This is a genomic window from Klebsiella sp. 141240, from assembly GCF_050600805.1.
Taxonomy (GTDB): Bacteria; Pseudomonadota; Gammaproteobacteria; order Enterobacterales; family Enterobacteriaceae; genus Klebsiella; species Klebsiella aerogenes.
The window spans coordinates 69,710-87,051 of record NZ_JAQIRK010000015.1 but is presented as its reverse complement, the minus strand read 5'-3'; the positions used below and the strand labels follow the sequence as shown (position 1 = coordinate 87,051).

Here is a 17,342-nt window from a genome sequence, read left to right as displayed (position 1 = left end):
CTGACCCCATGCCGAACTCAGAAGTGAAACGCCGTAGCGCCGATGGTAGTGTGGGGTCTCCCCATGTGAGAGTAGGGAACTGCCAGGCATCAAATTTGCAGTAAAACCGGGGCATTAAACCGGTAGATGTAGAAAAAATTCGGTGGAGCGGTAGTTCAGTCGGTTAGAATACCTGCCTGTCACGCAGGGGGTCGCGGGTTCGAGTCCCGTCCGTTCCGCCACTTATTTATATTAAGCCTGCTATATTAGCGGGCTTAATAGCGAGAAAGATTTAGGGGCGTAGCTCAGTTGGTAGAGCACCGGTCTCCAAAACCGGGTGTCGCGAGTTCGAGTCTCTCCGCCCCTGCCATATATAATCCTTTGCTTCGGCAAAGGATTTTTTTTGTCTTTAATTTCTCCTCTTACTCTGCCTTTCCTGTTGTTTTGTCACTCCGTCCATGGAGTCAGATCGCTATTCCAGGATGCTGCTTTTCAGAATCTCGCGAATATGGGCCTGCTTATCGCTATTTTGTAGCCAGATGGCATACAGAGGACGTGAAAGCGTCGCGCTATCGGTCACCGTGTGCAGGCCGGTTTTCTGCTGTGCCCAACTAACGGGTAACCATGTACAACCATTCAGCGTACTGAGTTGCTGATAAGCCAGTTCTGCGGAACTCGTCGTCAACAGGGGTACATCATCGCTGCCGATCAAACCTACTTCGTTTTGCTGGAAATCCGGCCCCCATTCCAGTCGCAGATAGTTCAAATCATTCTTATTTTTTCCCGGTGCGGCACAATAGAGCGCCAGGGTGAAATGACCCAATAACTGGCTGCTTAATTCATCCATCTTCGGTGATTCAGTGGTGATCAGGAGATCGAGTTGGCGTTCATGCAACTGCTTAACTAATGACTGGCGCTGAGCTATCCGCGCCTCAAATTGCAGGTTATAGGGATCTTTGTATAGAGTTCCCAGCCAACCGTTTAACAGGCATTCCCATAGCGACGCGCTGGCGCCGATCGAAAATTCATTATGGCGAGAAGAGTGGGCGACCTCCTTACGCGCGGCCTGCCAGGTATTCATCAACGTTTCTGCATAGGGCAGGAGCTTTTCGCCGGCTGACGTCAGACGAATATTGTTACGATGGCGGGTGAATAAATTTACGCCCAGCTGGTTCTCCAACTGACGAATGCGGAAGCTAACCGCTGATTGTGTTAAATAAAGCGCTTCCGCTGCCCGGCCAAAGTGGCGAGTTCTGCTCACTTCAAGGAAAGTTTTGAGCAATTCCGTGTCCACACTCTTCTCCGCAAAATTATTTGTCGTGATGATTTAAATGTTTTGTTTGACGCTCTGTCAAGCGTAACTAATACTCCGCGCCATAAATAGCTCGGCCAAAGAATCAGGAGCGTGTAGGATGGCGGAAAGCTTTACGACGACTAATCGTTTTTTCGACAATAAAAATTATCCACGCGGGTTCTCCCGTCACGGTGATTTCACCATCAAAGAGGCGCAACTGCTTGAACGTCATGGTTACGCCTTTAATGAGCTGGAATTGGGTAAACGCGAGCCTGTTACCGAAGATGAAAAACAATTCGTTGCGGTATGCCACGGCGAACGTGAGCCGGTAACCGAAGCGGAACGCGTTTGGATTAAGTATATGGCGCGAATCAAACGTCCGAAGCGTTTTCATACTTTATCTGGCGGCAAGCCGCAGGTTGAAGGCGCTGAAGACTACACAGAAAGCGACGATTAAAAAAAAGGGCGAAAGCCCTTTTTTTATGCCATCAGCGTCTGCAGGTGATTTAACATACGGTCGATAGCCCGGTAGCTTAGCGCCTCCTGCAAATGATGACGTTCGATATCCCTATCCTCATTCAGATCGGCGATAGTACGCGCAACTTTCAGTAAACGTTGCCATGCGCGGATTGAGAGCCCTAACGCTGAGAGCGTCTGTTCCAGCCATATCGCGTCGTCTTCTTTCAGCTTGCACCAGACTTTTATCTCCCCGCTATCCAGTTGTGCATTAAGTTTATTCTGCCGTGCGATCTGTCTGTCGCGCGCCGCGAATACCCGTAGACGAATGGTGGCGCTTCGCTCTTCGCCAACGCCGCCCCGGCTTAATACGCCCGGTGGAGGAAGTGGAATCTCAAGCGAGAGATCGAAGCGGTCGAGAAATGGCCCTGACAATCGGCCCAGGTAGCGCAGGGTCTGTTCCGGTGTGGCCCGATTATGCTGACCCTGGTAATGTCCTGTTGGGCTGGGATTCATGGCGGCAATCAACTGAAATCGCGCAGGATAGTCAATCTTAGCCCGAGTGCGGGAAAGATGAATTTTTCCTGATTCAATGGGCTCTCGTAGTGCATCCAGAACCCGACGCTCGAATTCAGGTAGTTCATCAAGAAACAGAATACCGTTATGCGCGAGAGAGATCTCTCCAGGGGCCGGGATTGAGCCGCCGCCGACCATCGCCGTTAGCGACGCGCTATGGTGAGGGGCGCGAAAAGGCCGCCGACGCCACTGACGCGTGACGTAATGAGCATTGACGAGGCTGAGGATGGCCGCGCTTTCCAACGCTTCCTGGTTGCTTAGCGGCGGTAAAAGCCCCGGCAAACGGCTGGCGAGCATCGTCTTTCCTGTACCCGGTGGACCCATCAAGAGTAAATTGTGACCGCCCGCTGCGACTATCTCCAGCGCGCGTTTTCCCTGCTGTTGGCCAATGACATCGCCGAGATCGTCATAATCGTCCTCTCCCGCAGTTATTTCACCAGTCGGCGGCTGCAGAGTATGTTTCCCTTCCAGAAACGCACAGACTTCCTGCAGGTGCCCTGCTATAAGGCACTCATTGCCGTTAATCAAGCCGACCTCTTCGGCGTTATCTCCAGCAACGACAATCTGCCTTCCGGCTTTTATCGCTTCCATAGCGCTGGATATTGCCCCAGGAACGCCGCGTAATGCGCCTGTAAGCGCTAATTCGCCAATAAACTCATACTGATTAAGTTTCGGGGCGGCAAGCTGCTGCGAAGCGACCAGGAGCGCGAGAGCGATAGGTAAATCATATCTCCCGCCCTCTTTCGGCAGATCGGCTGGCGCAAGGTTTATGGTTATCTTCTTTGCCGGATAGCTGTAGCCGCTGTTAATAATGGCGCTACGTACCCGATCGCGGGCTTCCTTTACCGTGGTTTCCGGCAGACCGACCATCGTCAAACCGGGGAGTCCGTTGCTGATATGGACTTCGACGGTAATTAGCGGCGCGCTGACCCCGAGCGCCGCGCGGGTATAGACAATTGCGAGTGACATAACGCCTCCTGAGCGGAATGATTATGTCTATTCATAGAGTTTCATGAACCTGGGAATATTTAACTTTACGACGCCTGTTCCAGACAATTGTCTGCAAAGTTTTGCATTTTTATTATCTTGCGAGGGCATACGCAAATCCGTCATGACGCCGTTTTAATGCCGTAAAACACGGATGCAAACGCGAGAATAAGCTGAATTTTTTTCATTTAATTTTTTTCTTTTTAAAAACAACTGGTTTAATAAAAATCGTTAGCAAGATCAGAAAATGGAACATAAAAAAATCTTGTGCTTAATGTGATGTCTGTGGTAACTCTTTAGGTATTCCTTCGAACAAGAAGCCAGAAAGAACAGAAAATGACAGCCCTTCTACGAGTGATTAGCCTGGTCGTGATTAGCGTGGTGGTGATTATTATCCCACCGTGCGGGGCTGCACTTGGACGAGGAAAGGCTTAGAAATCAAGCCTTAACGAACTAAGACCCCCGCACCGAAAGGTCCGGGGGTTTTTTTATAACTTAAAAAACATAAGCGAGGAGCAGAAGATGAGTTTTAGCATAAAATTCTGTTTCTCCCGATCTATGACGGGGAAGTAACTATGAACGGGGCGCAGTGGGTGGTACATGCTTTGCGAACACAGGGGGTCGACACGGTATTTGGCTATCCGGGTGGCGCGATTATGCCGGTTTACGATGCTTTGTATGATGGCGGCGTGGAACACCTGCTGTGTCGGCACGAGCAAGGCGCCGCAATGGCCGCCATCGGTTATGCCCGCGCGACCGGCAAGACTGGAGTTTGCATCGCCACTTCCGGCCCTGGCGCCACCAACCTGATCACCGGTTTGGCTGACGCGTTACTTGATTCTGTGCCTGTTGTCGCCATCACCGGTCAAGTGGCGGCGCCATTTATCGGCACCGATGCTTTTCAGGAAGTGGACGTTCTCGGTTTGTCGCTGGCCTGCACCAAACACAGTTTCCTCGTGCAGTCGTTGGAAGAGCTGCCGCGCGTGATCGCGGAAGCTTTCCAGGTGGCAAACTCAGGCCGTCCTGGCCCGGTACTGGTTGATATCCCTAAGGATATCCAGCTGGCTAAAGGCGAATTAGATCCGCATTTCTCTACCGTTCCTGACGATGTTGAGTTCCCTCACACACAAGTCGAGCAGGCGTTAGCGATGCTTGCACAGTCCCATAAGCCGATGCTGTACGTGGGCGGCGGCGTCGGAATGGCGCAAGCGGTACCGGCCGTGCGCGAATTTCTGGCGGTGACGCAGATGCCGGTAACCTGCACTCTGAAAGGGTTGGGCGCCGTCGCCGCGGATTATCCGTATTACCTTGGCATGCTGGGTATGCACGGAACCAAGGCAGCAAACCTGGCGGTGCAGGAGTGCGATTTATTGATCGCCGTCGGCGCCCGTTTTGATGACCGGGTGACCGGCAAGCTGAATACCTTTGCCCCGCACGCCAAAGTTATCCATATGGATATTGACCCGGCCGAGCTGAACAAACTGCGCCAGGCGCACGTCGCTTTAACTGGAGATTTAAACGCCATGCTGCCAGCATTGCAGCAGCCGTTGGCCATTGATGCGTGGCGCGAGCACAACGCGCAGCTGCGCGCGGAGCACGCCTGGCGTTACGATCATCCCGGCGAGGCAATCTACGCGCCGCTGTTGCTCAAGCAGCTTTCCGATCGCAAACCGACGGATTGCGTCGTGACGACCGATGTCGGCCAGCACCAAATGTGGTCGGCCCAGCACATGACCTATACCCGCCCGGAAAACTTCATCACTTCCAGCGGCCTGGGCACCATGGGTTTTGGTCTGCCGGCAGCCGTTGGCGCGCAGGTGGCCCGCCCGGACGATACGGTTATCTGTATCTCCGGCGATGGCTCTTTCATGATGAACGTGCAGGAGCTGGGCACCGTTAAACGTAAGCAGTTACCGGTGAAAATCGTGCTGCTGGATAACCAACGTCTAGGTATGGTTCGCCAGTGGCAGCAGCTGTTCTTCCAGGAGCGTTACAGCGAAACCACGCTTACCGATAATCCTGATTTTCTTACGCTGGCCAGCGCCTTCGGCATTCCAGGCCAGCACATCACCCGTAAAGACCAGGTTGAAGCGGCACTCGACACCATGCTTTCGAGCCAGGGGCCATACCTGCTTCATGTCTCAATCGATGAACTTGAGAATGTCTGGCCGTTGGTGCCGCCCGGCGCCAGTAATGCAGAAATGCTGGAGAAATTATCATGATGCAACATCAGGTCGCTTTACAGGCTCGCTTCAACCCCGAAACCTTAGAACGCGTGCTGCGCGTGGTGCGCCATCGCGGTTTTCAAATCTGCTCAATGAATATGGAAACCGCGTCGGATGCGCAAAACATAAATATCGAACTGACCGTTGCCAGTCAGCGGCCCGTCGAATTACTGTTTAGTCAGTTACGCAAACTGGTCGACGTCGCCTGCGTCGAGATCCAGCAACCCACATCACAACAAATCCGCGCCTGAGCGCAGAGGAATAAAAAAAATGACGACGAAGAAAGCTGATTACATTTGGTTCAATGGCGAGATGACCCCATGGGGCGAGGCGAAAGTACACGTCATGTCCCACGCGTTGCACTACGGGACTTCGGTATTCGAAGGTATCCGCTGCTACGATTCTCACAAAGGGCCAGTGGTGTTCCGCCATCGTGAACACATGCAGCGTCTGCATGATTCAGCCAAAATCTACCGTTTCCCGGTTTCTCAGAGCGTTGACGAGCTGATGGAAGCCTGCCGCGAAGTTATTCGTACCAATAAACTGACCAGCGCTTATATCCGTCCGCTGGTGTTTGTTGGCGATGTTGGCATGGGCGTTAACCCGCCGGACGGTTACAAAACCGACGTTATCATCGCGGCGTTCCCGTGGGGTGCATACCTTGGCGCAGAAGCGCTGGAGCAGGGGATCGATGCGATGGTTTCTTCCTGGAACCGCGCGGCGCCTAACACCATCCCAACCGCAGCGAAAGCGGGCGGCAACTATCTCTCCTCTCTGCTGGTCGGCAGCGAAGCGCGTCGTCACGGTTATCAGGAAGGTATCGCGCTGGACGTTAACGGCTATATCTCCGAAGGCGCAGGCGAAAACCTGTTTGAGGTGAAAGATGGCGTGCTGTTTACTCCACCGTTTACCTCTTCCGCGCTGCCGGGTATCACCCGCGACGCCATCATCAAACTGGCGAAAGATCTCGGTATCGAAGTCCGCGAGCAGGTGCTGTCCCGCGAATCTCTGTACCTGGCGGATGAAGTGTTCATGTCCGGTACCGCTGCGGAAATCACGCCGGTACGCAGCGTTGACGGTATCCAGGTCGGCGCAGGCCGCCGCGGCCCGGTGACCAAACGCATTCAGGAAGCCTTCTTTGGCCTCTTCACCGGTGAAACGGAAGATAAATGGGGCTGGCTGGATCCGGTAAGTAAGTGATTAAAAATGGGACGGCACGCACCGTCCCATTGCATAAACAGAGATGGGAGTAAAAAGAGCATGCCTAAGTACCGTTCCGCCACCACCACACATGGCCGCAATATGGCGGGCGCCCGCGCGCTGTGGCGCGCAACCGGGATGACCGATGCCGATTTCGGCAAACCGATCATCGCCGTTGTTAACTCCTTTACCCAGTTTGTACCTGGGCACGTGCATCTGCGCGATCTCGGCAAACTGGTTGCCGAGCAAATTGAAGCTGCGGGCGGCGTCGCTAAAGAATTCAACACCATCGCAGTGGATGATGGGATCGCCATGGGTCACGGGGGTATGCTCTATTCACTGCCATCCCGCGAGCTCATCGCCGATTCAGTCGAGTACATGGTTAACGCCCACTGCGCCGATGCCATGGTTTGTATCTCCAACTGCGACAAAATCACCCCGGGGATGCTGATGGCCTCCCTGCGTTTGAATATTCCGGTAATCTTTGTTTCCGGCGGCCCGATGGAAGCCGGGAAAACCAAGCTGTCTGACAAAATCATCAAGTTGGATCTGGTTGATGCCATGATTCAGGGGGCAGACCCGAAAGTCTCTGACGATCAAAGCGAACAGGTGGAGCGTTCCGCCTGTCCGACCTGCGGTTCGTGCTCGGGGATGTTCACCGCGAACTCAATGAACTGTCTGACCGAAGCATTAGGCTTGTCGCAGCCGGGTAATGGTTCTCTGCTGGCGACCCATGCCGACCGTAAAGCGCTGTTCCTCAACGCCGGTAAACGTATCGTTGAACTGACCAAACGCTACTACGAGCAGGACGACGCCTCCGCGCTGCCGCGCAATATCGCCAGCAAGGCGGCATTTGAAAACGCCATGACTCTCGATATCGCAATGGGCGGCTCAACCAATACCGTTCTGCATCTGCTGGCGGCGGCGCAGGAAGCCGAAATCGACTTCACCATGAGTGATATCGACAAGCTGTCCCGCAAAGTGCCGCAGCTTTGTAAAGTGGCGCCGAGTACGCAGAAATACCATATGGAAGACGTGCATCGCGCCGGCGGCGTGCTGGGGATCCTCGGCGAGCTGGATCGCGCGGGGTTACTCAACCGCGATGTTAAAAACGTTCTTGGCCTGACGCTGCCGCAGACCCTGGAACAGTACGATGTGATGGTGACTCAGGACGACGCGGTGAAAAAAATGTTCCGCGCCGGCCCGGCGGGGATCCGTACCACCCAAGCGTTCTCGCAGGATTGCCGTTGGGATATGCTGGATGACGATCGCGCCGAGGGATGTATCCGTTCTCTGGAGCATGCCTATAGTAAAGACGGTGGCCTGGCGGTGCTGTACGGTAACTTTGCCGAAAACGGCTGTATCGTCAAAACCGCCGGCGTGGACGATAGCATCCTGAAATTTACCGGCCCGGCGAAAGTTTATGAAAGCCAGGATGAAGCGGTTGAGGCCATCCTCGGCGGCAAAGTCGTGGAAGGCGATGTCGTGGTTATTCGTTATGAAGGGCCGAAAGGCGGGCCAGGAATGCAGGAGATGCTCTATCCGACCACCTTCCTGAAGTCCATGGGTCTTGGCAAAGCGTGCGCGTTGATCACCGATGGCCGTTTCTCCGGCGGCACCTCCGGGCTTTCCATCGGCCACGTATCGCCGGAAGCGGCGAGCGGCGGCAACATCGCTATCATCGAAGATGGCGACATGATTGCTATCGATATTCCTAACCGCGGTATTCAGCTGCAGCTCAGCGATGCCGAAATCGCCGCCCGTCGCGAAGCGCAAGAAGCGCGTGGCGATAAGGCGTGGACGCCGAAAGACCGCGAGCGCCAGGTCTCCTTCGCGCTGCGTGCTTATGCCAGCCTCGCGACCAGTGCCGACAAGGGTGCCGTGCGCGATAAATCAAAACTTGGGGGTTAATAATGGCCGAATCGCAACCCCTATCCGCCGCCCCTGAGGGGGCGGAGTATCTCCGGGCGGTACTGCGCGCGCCGGTTTATGAAGCGGTGCAGAAAACGCCGCTGCAAAAAATGGATAAGCTCTCTTCGCGGCTGGATAACGTGATTCTGGTGAAACGCGAAGACCGCCAGCCGGTGCATAGCTTTAAGCTGCGCGGCGCTTACGCGATGATGTCCGGCCTGACGGCGGAACAAAAATCAAATGGCGTGATCACCGCTTCGGCGGGTAATCATGCGCAGGGCGTGGCGTTTTCCGCATCCCGGCTGGGTGTTAAGGCGCTGATCGTGATGCCGGTAGCGACCGCCGATATCAAAGTCGATGCCGTTCGCGGCTTCGGCGGCGAAGTGCTGCTGCACGGCGCCAACTTTGACGAAGCGAAAGCCCGCGCGATTGAGCTGGCGCAGCAGCAGGGTTTTACCTGGGTGCCGCCGTTCGATCACCCGATGGTGATCGCCGGTCAGGGAACGCTGGCGCTGGAGCTGCTGCAGCAGGATGCCCACATTGACCGCGTATTCGTCCCTGTTGGCGGCGGCGGTCTGGCGGCAGGCGTGGCGGTGCTGATCAAGCAGCTGATGCCGCAGATTAAAGTGATAGCGGTGGAAGCGGAAGATTCGGCGTGTCTGAAAGCGGCGCTGGATGCCGGTCATCCGGTGGATCTACCGCGCGTCGGTTTGTTTGCTGAAGGCGTGGCGGTGAAGCGCATCGGCGATGAAACGTTCCGTTTATGCCAGGAGTATCTGGACGATATCATCACCGTCGATAGCGATGCTATCTGCGCGGCGATGAAAGATCTGTTCGAAGATGTGCGGGCGGTGGCGGAGCCTTCCGGCGCGCTGGCGCTGGCGGGGATGAAAAAGTATATCGCCCAGCATAACATCCGCGGCGAGCGTCTGGCTCACATCCTGTCCGGCGCCAACGTCAACTTCCACGGACTACGCTACGTTTCTGAGCGTTGCGAGCTCGGGGAACAGCGCGAAGCGCTGCTGGCGGTGACGATACCGGAAGAGAAAGGCAGCTTCCTTAAGTTCTGTCAGCTACTGGGCGGCCGTTCGGTCACCGAGTTCAACTACCGTTTTGCCGATGCCAAAGATGCCTGTATTTTCGTTGGCGTGCGGCTGAGCCGCGGGTTGGATGAGCGCAAAGAGATCCTCGAGCTGCTAAGCGAAGGCGGCTACAGCGTGGTCGATCTTTCCGATGACGAAATGGCGAAGCTGCACGTGCGCTATATGGTCGGCGGACGTCCGTCTAAACCGCTGCAGGAGCGCCTGTTTAGCTTCGAATTCCCGGAATCACCTGGCGCGCTGCTCAAGTTTCTGCACACCCTCGGCACCCACTGGAATATTTCGCTGTTCCACTATCGTAGCCACGGCACCGATTTTGGCCGCGTTCTGGCGGCGTTTGAGCTTGGCGAGCATGAGCCAGACTTCGAAACCCGTCTTAATGAACTGGGCTACGAGTGTCATGACGAAACCCATAACCCGGCGTTCCGCTTTTTCCTTGCGGGCTAGTGGTTAGGCAGTATTTTCCAGAACGCATCAATAAGCGGCTCATACAGCCGCTTTTTTTGTGCGCAGACGCCCAGCTCAAATGGCGTTTTCTCATCGCTGCGATCGAGGATCATCACGCGATTACGCACCGGCTCGGGGCTGTTTTCCAGCACCACTTCCGGCAGTAGCGCCACGCCGCAGCCGAGGGCGACCATCGATACCATGGCTTCATGGCCGCCGACGGTGGCGTAAATGGACGGATTGCTGATTTTATGGCGGCGGAACCACAGCTCGATGCGGCGGCGCACCGGCCCCTGATCGGCCATGATAAACGGTATCGTTGCCCAGTCAGGATGTTCGACCGACACCTGATTGCGCACCGGGCAGGGTAACGCCGGGGCAATCAGCACTACCGCAAGATTTTCCAGCATCGAAAACGCCACCGAGCCCGGCAGCGTCTCCGGCTTACCGGCAATGGCCAGATCGGCTTCTCCAGTGACCACTTTTTCCATCGCATCAGCGGCATCGCCAGTCGATAACTTTATCTCTACTGAGGGATGCGCGGCGCGAAAGCGGTCGAGAATCGGCGGCAGATGGCTGTAAGCGGCGGTCACGGAGCAGAAAATATGTAGCTCGCCGGAGAGCGACGGCCCCTGCTGGTCGATGGCGTGACGCAGTTGCTGATACTGCAGTAAAGTCTGCTGGGCAAAGGTGCGAAGTTCTTCGCCGGCCTCGGTTAGGGTCACGGTGCGATTATCGCGAACGAACAGCGGCTGGCCGAGGTCCTCTTCGAGGCGTTGAATCTGTCGCGAAAGCGTCGAGGGACTAACGTGCATAGCCCGCGCGCTGCGGCCAAAATGGCGGCTTTCCGCCAGATGCAGAAAGGTTTTCAGATCGCGTAAATCCATGGCTCAATCCCCTGAGAATAACGTTGCAGTTATTGCAATGTGATGTTGTGAATATATCAATTTTCGCAACGAAATTCCTGTCATATAGTGGGTTCATTCTCGCAAAACGCGAACCGAACAATAAGCACGACAACACAACATCACGAGGTATCACCATGGCTAACTACTTCAACACACTGAATCTGCGCCAGCAGCTGGCTCAGCTGGGCAAATGCCGCTTTATGGGGCGCGATGAATTTGCCGATGGCGCGAGCTATCTTCAGGGTAAAAAAGTAGTCATCGTCGGCTGTGGCGCGCAGGGCCTGAACCAGGGTCTGAACATGCGTGACTCCGGCCTGGATATCTCCTATGCGCTGCGTAAAGAAGCGATTGCCGAGAAGCGCGCATCCTGGCGTAAAGCGACGGAAAACGGCTTCAAAGTGGGTACCTATGAAGAGCTGATCCCGCAGGCTGACCTGGTTGTCAACCTGACTCCGGACAAACAGCACTCTGACGTTGTGCGTTCCGTACAGCCGCTGATGAAAGACGGCGCGGCGCTGGGTTACTCCCACGGCTTCAACATCGTTGAAGTGGGCGAGCAGATCCGCAAAGACATCACCGTGGTGATGGTGGCGCCGAAGTGCCCGGGTACCGAAGTTCGTGAAGAGTACAAACGCGGTTTCGGCGTGCCGACGCTTATCGCCGTACACCCGGAAAACGATCCGAAAGGCGAAGGTATGGCCATTGCTAAAGCGTGGGCAGCAGCGACCGGCGGCCATCGTGCGGGTGTTCTGGAATCCTCCTTCGTGGCGGAAGTGAAATCTGACCTGATGGGCGAACAGACCATCCTCTGCGGTATGCTGCAGGCGGGTTCTCTGCTGTGCTTCGACAAGCTGGTGGCTGAAGGTACCGATCCGGCCTACGCGGAAAAACTGATTCAGTTCGGTTGGGAAACCATCACCGAAGCGCTGAAGCAAGGCGGCATTACCCTGATGATGGATCGCCTGTCTAATCCGGCGAAACTGCGCGCTTACGCGCTGTCCGAACAGCTGAAAGAGATCATGGCGCCGCTGTTCCAGAAACATATGGATGACATCATCTCCGGCGAATTCTCTTCCGGCATGATGGCTGACTGGGCGAACGACGACAAAAAACTGCTGACCTGGCGTGAAGAGACCGGTAAAACCGCGTTCGAAACCGCGCCGCAGTATGAAGGTAAAATCGGCGAGCAGGAGTACTTCGATAAAGGCGTTCTGATGATTGCGATGGTGAAAGCGGGCGTTGAGCTGGCCTTCGAAACCATGGTTGATTCCGGCATCATCGAAGAGTCCGCTTACTACGAATCACTGCACGAACTGCCGCTTATCGCCAACACTATCGCCCGTAAGCGTCTGTATGAAATGAACGTGGTTATCTCCGATACCGCGGAGTACGGTAACTACCTGTTCTCTTATGCTTGCGTACCGCTGCTGAAAGAGTTCATGACTACCCTGCAGACCGGCGACCTGGGCAAAGCGATTGCCGAAGGCGCGGTAGATAACGCTCAGCTGCGTGACGTGAACGAAGCGATTCGCAGCCACGCTATCGAAGCGGTGGGTAAAAAACTGCGCGGTTATATGACCGATATGAAGCGTATCGCGGTTGCCGGCTGATAAAACAAAAGGTGCGGGCGGATGCCCTCACCCCAACCCTCTCCCACAGGGAGAGGGGGCAAACATTAAAGGCCTTCTCTTTGAGAAGGCCTTGTTGTTTATTTCCGGTACAGCACTTTGATGATGTGGTAACCGAACTGGGTATGCAGCGGGCCGGTTGGCTCCAGTTCAGGGCAGGAGAAGACCACTTTATCGAATGCCGGAACCATCTGGCCCTGGCGGAATTCGCCCAGATCGCCGCCGCGTTTTCCTGACGGGCAGATAGAGTGTTTTTTCGCCAGCTTGCCGAAGTCGGCGCCGTTTTTAAGCTGCTCAAGCAGATCGAGAGCCAGTTTCTCTTCTTTTACCAGGATATGCAGTGCTGCCGCTGTTTTAGCCATGATTGCGCCTTGATTGAGTTGGGATAAATCAGGGCGCCATAGTAACACGCGCTAGCGGCGATACAGCACCTTGATGATATGGTAGCCAAATTTGGTTTGTACCGGGCCATAGGGTTTGAGCAGCGGACAGCTGAACACGGCTTTATCAAACGGAGCGACCATCGCGCCCTGCTGGAACTCCCCCAGATCGCCGCCATGACGTCCGGACGGACATTTTGAGTAGCGCTTCGCCAGATGATCGAAGCTGACGCCTCGTTCCAGCTTGGCGAGGATCTCGTGTGCCAGTTTTTCTTCTTTGACCAGAATATGCAGGGCCGCTGCGCTTTTTGCCATAACCGGAGCCTTAGGATAAATTGCGTGGCTGACACTTTACCATCAGCCGGTAAATCTCAGCCTCGCTTTCTGCTACAATCCACACCCCGTTCGAAGATTGAGCAATATTCCCATGCGTTTAAACCCTGGCCAACAACAAGCCGTCGAATTCGTTACCGGACCGTGCCTGGTGCTGGCGGGCGCCGGTTCCGGTAAGACCCGCGTTATTACGAATAAAATCGCCCACCTGATCCGCGGCTGCGGTTATCAGGCGCGCCATATCGCGGCCGTCACTTTTACTAACAAGGCCGCGCGCGAAATGAAAGAGCGCGTCGGGCAAACGCTGGGGCGCAAAGAGGCGCGCGGGCTAATGATTTCCACCTTCCACACCCTGGGGCTGGATATCATCAAACGCGAATACGCCGCGCTGGGAATGAAATCCAACTTTTCTTTGTTCGATGATACCGACCAGGTCGCGCTGCTGAAAGAACTCACCGAAGGGTTGATCGAAGATGACAAAGTGGTGTTGCAGCAGCTGATCTCGACGATCTCCAACTGGAAAAACGATCTGAAAACGCCGGCGCAGGCGGCGGCTGGCGCGAAAGGCGAACGGGACCGCATCTTCGCCCACTGCTATGGGCTCTATGATGCGCATATGAAGGCCTGCAACGTCCTCGATTTTGACGACCTGATCCTGCTGCCGACGCTGCTGCTGCAGCGTAATGAAGAGGTGCGCGAGCGCTGGCAGAACAAGATCCGTTACCTGCTGGTGGATGAGTATCAGGATACCAACACCAGCCAGTATGAGCTGGTGAAGCTGCTGGTGGGGCAGCGCGCGCGCTTTACCGTGGTGGGTGATGATGACCAGTCGATCTACTCGTGGCGCGGCGCGCGGCCACAAAACCTGGTACTACTGAGCCAGGATTTTCCGGCGCTGCAGGTGATCAAGCTTGAACAGAACTACCGTTCATCAGGGCGTATTCTGAAGGCCGCCAACATTTTGATCGCCAATAATCCGCACGTCTTTGAAAAGCGGTTGTTCTCTGAACTAGGCTACGGGGCTGAACTGAAGGTGCTCTCCGCTAACAATGAAGATCATGAAGCGGAACGCGTCGCAGGCGAACTGATTGCTCACCACTTTATTAATAAAACCAACTACAAAGATTACGCCATCCTTTATCGCGGCAATCACCAGTCGCGGGTCTTTGAAAAGATGCTGATGCAGAACCGTATCCCGTACAAAATCTCGGGCGGCACGTCGTTCTTCTCGCGTCCGGAAATTAAAGATCTGCTGGCCTATCTGCGCGTACTCACCAACCCGGATGACGACAGCGCCTTCCTGCGTATCGTCAATACGCCAAAGCGAGAGATTGGTCCGGCGACCTTGCAAAAACTGGGTGAATGGGCGATGAGCCGCAATAAAGGCTTATTCACCGCCAGCTTTGATATGGGGTTAAGCCAGACGCTGACCGGGCGCGGGTATGAATCCCTCACTCGTTTCACCCACTGGCTGCGGGAAATTCAGCAATTGACCGAGCGTGAACCGGTTAATGCCGTGCGGGATTTAATTCGTGGGATTGACTATGAGTCCTGGCTATATGAAACCTCGCCGAGCCCGAAAGCCGCGGAAATGCGGATGAAAAACGTCAACCAGCTGTTCACCTGGATGACCGAAATGCTGGAAGGCAGCGAGATAGATGAGCCGATGACGCTGACGCAGGTGGTTACCCGCTTTACCCTGCGCGATATGATGGAACGCGGCGAATCGGATGAAGAGCTGGATCAGGTGCAGTTGATGACCCTGCATGCCTCAAAAGGGCTGGAGTTCCCGTATGTTTACCTGGTGGGAATGGAAGAGGGATTGCTGCCGCATCAGAGCAGTATCGATGAAGATAATGTTGATGAAGAACGGCGTCTGGCCTATGTAGGTATCACGCGCGCGCAGAAAGAGTTGACCTTTACGCTCTGTAAGGAGCGTCGTCAGTATGGCGAGCTGGTACGCCCGGAGCCGAGCCGTTTTCTGCTTGAGCTCCCGCAAGACGATCTGATTTGGGAGCAGGAGCGGAAAGTCATCTCTGCGGAAGAACGTATGCATAAAGGCCAGGCCAACGTCGCGAATATCAAGGCGATGCTGGCGAAGGCGAAAAAGGGCTAACGTTTCAGGCGACAAACTGCTGCCAGGCGGTGGAAAATGGCATCACCAGCAGCAGCGACGGCAGCATGTTGGCGGTGGGGAAATGGCGAATACCGCAAAGCCGAAAACCGGTCGCCAGCATAATAATACCGCCGCAGGCAGTAAAATCAGCGATCATCGATGGGCTTATCAACGTCATAATAAACGTGGCGGCGAAGAACAGAATCACGAAGATGATCAGCTGGGGAATAAAAATCGCGGTGATAATGTAGCCCAGCGTGGAAGCGAAAATGGCGGCGGTGAAAAAGTCGAGTATCGACTTGGTCAGCAGAATGGTCGGGTCGCCGGTCATCCCTTCTGTTAGGGCGCCAAAAATACCGGTACCGCTGGCGCAGAACAGGATCAGCACCGCGATAAACTGGTTCATAAAATCCTCCGCTTCTACGCCTGCGTTGTTTTGGCCTGGAAAAATGCGCTCGATGGGCGTTCGCAGCTGTGTTCCCGCCCGCTCAATCCACTTCTCAATATTCAACAGGCCGCCAATAATCGTGCCGATGATAACGGCCAGCGCAATGGGCGGCAGATTGATCAGTTTGTTAAGGAAGAACACGCCCATACTGATAGAGATTAACCCGGAAATAAGCGGTAGCGTTTTCTTAAAGTGGTCCGGGATAAATCGGTTGAGCGAGGCGCCTGCAATTGCGCCAACGAGTAATGAACCGCTGCAAACAAAAATACCTATCGGCATACTATATTCTCCCTGTAATAAAATCAGGGCCTGAAATCAGACCCTGAAGCGTGTTTTTTAAATTATTTGATATTAAAAACGCGGCTGGCATTGCCCCAGGCTATTTTATCTTTTAGCCCTGTTTCCATCTCCAATGGATCAAACCAGTCGCAGGCCTGATGAATATCTTCATACGGATAATCGACGGAGAACATCACGCGATCGGCACCCATCACTTCAATCGCATTATTTAGCGAGTGAGTATTAAAATGACCGCTGGTGGTGACAATAAAGTTATTTTGCAGATAGTGCATTAACGGTTTTTCCGCCTTGCCCAAACCGCAGCCGAAACGCTGACGATAGAGACGATGTTGAGTGCGCGGCAGCATGTGTACCAGCCCTTCACCGAGGTGTCCCAGCACCAGATTAAGGTTTGGATAACGGTCGAACAGGCCGCTCATCATCAGGCGAATGGCATGAACGGCGGTTTCCTGCGCAAAGCCCCAGGCGGAACCGATCAGGCTTTCGTAACCGGTATAAATACCGCGAGCCGGGCCTTCCAGCGGTTCACGCGGATGCAGGTACACCGGCACGTTTAACTCGTTAACTTTATCCCAGAATACCAACATGGATTCATCATCAAGATACAGGCCATGTTCGTTATCTTTGACGTTGGTATAGCCGTTAATCAACGCGCCTTTCATGCCCAGTTTTTTCACCGCGCGCTCCAGCTCTTCCGCCGCCGCTTCCGGGTTTTGTAACGCCAGCGTGGCGAAAGCGCTAAATTTATCCGGATTCGGTTTTACATAATTATCAACGATAAAGTCGTTAGTGTCGCGAGCGAAAGAGACCGCTTTGGCTTTATCTAAAATAGATTGCGCGCCGGGTGAAGTCAGAGAAAGAATGACGTGGTCAATATTCCGTTGCGCCATCTCTTCGAGCTGAATACTGCGGTCTAGCAGGCGGCGTTCAACATCTTGCATATATTCGCTACCGTTACGGTTAGCTTCGCCGGTCGAATCCCACAAACGATTATTTTCAGGGGTGGATACATGTTCTTCTAAAGCGATTTTTCCGCGCATGATAAGTTCCTTTA

16 protein-coding genes, 2 tRNA genes and 1 rRNA gene are annotated in these 17,342 nt (G+C 54.6%); 12 read left to right on the top strand and 7 right to left on the bottom strand.

Annotated features, from left to right (window positions below; translation table 11 throughout):
* The 3 genes from rrf to PGQ95_RS21245 form a co-directional block, all read left to right on the top strand.
* A 5S ribosomal RNA gene (gene rrf / locus PGQ95_RS21255) occupies window positions 1–88 on the top strand; the annotation flags it as partial.
* A 56-nt stretch (window positions 89–144) separates the two neighbouring features.
* Window positions 145–221, top strand: a tRNA-Asp gene (locus PGQ95_RS21250).
* Window positions 222–273: 52 nt separating this feature from the next.
* Window positions 274–349, top strand: a tRNA-Trp gene (locus PGQ95_RS21245).
* A gap of 102 nt (window positions 350–451) precedes the next feature.
* On the opposite strand, the gene hdfR is transcribed toward PGQ95_RS21245, so the two are convergent.
* The gene (hdfR, locus tag PGQ95_RS21240) at window positions 452–1,273 is read right to left on the bottom strand and encodes an HTH-type transcriptional regulator HdfR (protein ID WP_045389306.1); all 822 of its coding nucleotides are present in this window, start codon (window positions 1,271–1,273) and stop codon (window positions 452–454) included.
* Window positions 1,274–1,391: 118 nt separating this feature from the next.
* Here hdfR and PGQ95_RS21235 point away from each other — a divergent pair, with 118 nt between their 5' ends.
* The gene (locus tag PGQ95_RS21235) at window positions 1,392–1,730 is read left to right on the top strand and encodes a DUF413 domain-containing protein (RefSeq protein ID WP_015368901.1); all 339 of its coding nucleotides are present in this window, start codon (window positions 1,392–1,394) and stop codon (window positions 1,728–1,730) included.
* Between the two features lie 23 nt (window positions 1,731–1,753).
* On the opposite strand, the gene PGQ95_RS21230 is transcribed toward PGQ95_RS21235, so the two are convergent.
* On the bottom strand, window positions 1,754–3,274 hold the full coding sequence (locus PGQ95_RS21230) for a YifB family Mg chelatase-like AAA ATPase (protein ID WP_430919236.1): 1,521 nt from the start codon (window positions 3,272–3,274) through the stop codon (window positions 1,754–1,756).
* Window positions 3,275–3,628: 354 nt separating this feature from the next.
* Between PGQ95_RS21230 and ilvL the strand changes: the two genes are divergently transcribed.
* From ilvL to ilvA, 6 genes are all read left to right on the top strand, one after another.
* A complete protein-coding gene (ilvL, locus tag PGQ95_RS21225; protein ID WP_001311244.1) occupies window positions 3,629–3,727 on the top strand; it encodes an ilv operon leader peptide in 99 nt (32 codons plus the stop codon).
* Between the two features lie 140 nt (window positions 3,728–3,867).
* On the top strand, window positions 3,868–5,514 hold the full coding sequence (ilvG, locus tag PGQ95_RS21220) for an acetolactate synthase 2 catalytic subunit (protein WP_430919234.1): 1,647 nt from the start codon (window positions 3,868–3,870) through the stop codon (window positions 5,512–5,514).
* Window positions 5,511–5,768 (top strand): acetolactate synthase 2 small subunit, encoded by a 258-nt coding sequence (gene ilvM / locus PGQ95_RS21215; protein ID WP_015368897.1) that lies wholly within the window; start codon window positions 5,511–5,513, stop codon window positions 5,766–5,768. The genes ilvG and ilvM overlap by 4 nt, the downstream gene beginning before the upstream one ends.
* A gap of 19 nt (window positions 5,769–5,787) precedes the next feature.
* On the top strand, window positions 5,788–6,717 hold the full coding sequence (locus PGQ95_RS21210) for a branched-chain amino acid transaminase (protein ID WP_008807980.1): 930 nt from the start codon (window positions 5,788–5,790) through the stop codon (window positions 6,715–6,717).
* 60 nt (window positions 6,718–6,777) lie between these two features.
* On the top strand, window positions 6,778–8,628 hold the full coding sequence (gene ilvD / locus PGQ95_RS21205; protein ID WP_430919232.1) for a dihydroxy-acid dehydratase: 1,851 nt from the start codon (window positions 6,778–6,780) through the stop codon (window positions 8,626–8,628).
* A 2-nt stretch (window positions 8,629–8,630) separates the two neighbouring features.
* Window positions 8,631–10,175: a threonine ammonia-lyase, biosynthetic gene (gene ilvA, locus PGQ95_RS21200; RefSeq protein ID WP_080924842.1), complete on the top strand. Its 1,545-nt coding sequence runs from the start codon at window positions 8,631–8,633 to the stop codon at window positions 10,173–10,175.
* On the opposite strand, the gene ilvY is transcribed toward ilvA, so the two are convergent.
* Window positions 10,172–11,062, bottom strand: coding sequence for an HTH-type transcriptional activator IlvY (ilvY, locus tag PGQ95_RS21195; RefSeq protein WP_430919230.1), 891 nt, complete (start codon window positions 11,060–11,062; stop codon window positions 10,172–10,174). The genes ilvA and ilvY overlap by 4 nt on opposite strands.
* 155 nt (window positions 11,063–11,217) lie before the next feature.
* Between ilvY and ilvC the strand changes: the two genes are divergently transcribed.
* The gene (gene ilvC, locus PGQ95_RS21190) at window positions 11,218–12,693 is read left to right on the top strand and encodes a ketol-acid reductoisomerase (protein WP_015703965.1); all 1,476 of its coding nucleotides are present in this window, start codon (window positions 11,218–11,220) and stop codon (window positions 12,691–12,693) included.
* A 98-nt stretch (window positions 12,694–12,791) separates the two neighbouring features.
* Here ilvC and ppiC (PGQ95_RS21185) read toward each other — a convergent pair whose 3' ends face one another.
* Both ppiC (PGQ95_RS21185) and ppiC (PGQ95_RS21180) read right to left on the bottom strand, forming a co-directional pair.
* On the bottom strand, window positions 12,792–13,073 hold the full coding sequence (gene ppiC / locus PGQ95_RS21185) for a peptidylprolyl isomerase PpiC (RefSeq protein WP_002883180.1): 282 nt from the start codon (window positions 13,071–13,073) through the stop codon (window positions 12,792–12,794).
* A 51-nt stretch (window positions 13,074–13,124) separates the two neighbouring features.
* Complete coding sequence (gene ppiC / locus PGQ95_RS21180; RefSeq protein WP_032709514.1) at window positions 13,125–13,406, bottom strand: peptidylprolyl isomerase PpiC; 282 nt, start codon at window positions 13,404–13,406, stop codon at window positions 13,125–13,127.
* Between the two features lie 112 nt (window positions 13,407–13,518).
* On the opposite strand from ppiC (PGQ95_RS21180), the gene rep reads away from it, so the two are divergent.
* Window positions 13,519–15,540 (top strand): DNA helicase Rep, encoded by a 2,022-nt coding sequence (gene rep, locus PGQ95_RS21175; protein ID WP_087858715.1) that lies wholly within the window; start codon window positions 13,519–13,521, stop codon window positions 15,538–15,540.
* Window positions 15,541–15,544: 4 nt separating this feature from the next.
* Here rep and PGQ95_RS21170 read toward each other — a convergent pair whose 3' ends face one another.
* Together PGQ95_RS21170 and PGQ95_RS21165 are read right to left on the bottom strand one after the other, a co-directional pair.
* The gene (locus PGQ95_RS21170; protein WP_396265072.1) at window positions 15,545–16,267 is read right to left on the bottom strand and encodes a DUF554 domain-containing protein; all 723 of its coding nucleotides are present in this window, start codon (window positions 16,265–16,267) and stop codon (window positions 15,545–15,547) included.
* Between the two features lie 62 nt (window positions 16,268–16,329).
* On the bottom strand, window positions 16,330–17,328 hold the full coding sequence (locus PGQ95_RS21165) for an amidohydrolase family protein (protein WP_087858714.1): 999 nt from the start codon (window positions 17,326–17,328) through the stop codon (window positions 16,330–16,332).
* Window positions 17,329–17,342 lie beyond the last annotated feature (14 nt).